The 307-nt window shown below is 55.4% G+C and carries 1 protein-coding gene; it reads left to right on the top strand.

Features of this window, described 5'->3' with window-relative positions; translation table 11 throughout:
* Window positions 1–307, top strand: a 307-nt coding sequence (locus MTCD1_RS18850; protein WP_268807383.1) for a helicase-related protein, incomplete at both ends; no start/stop codon positions are given.

The following is a 307-nucleotide window of genomic DNA, read 5'->3' on the forward strand; positions in this document are numbered from 1 at the left end:
AAAGGTCGGAAGTTCTGGAATTCCGGGCGCCAGAAGAATCCGCCGCAGAGCTGACGTTGGCACTGCCCGAACTCAAAATGGGCTTGAACCATGGGCGCATGAAGTCCGCCGAGAAAAAGGCCATCATGGCCGAATTCAAATCTGGCGAACTGCACCTCCTGGTGGCTACCACAGTCATAGAAGTGGGGGTAGATGTTCCCAATGCCAGCCTGATGATCATAGAAAACCCGGAACGTTTAGGCCTGGCTCAATTACATCAACTCAGGGGACGAGTCGGTCGAGGCGCCGTCGCCAGTCACTGCGTACT

It is taken from the genome of Colwellia marinimaniae, from assembly GCF_002207865.1.
In the GTDB taxonomy this organism is placed as follows: domain Bacteria; phylum Pseudomonadota; class Gammaproteobacteria; order Enterobacterales; family Alteromonadaceae; genus Colwellia; species Colwellia marinimaniae.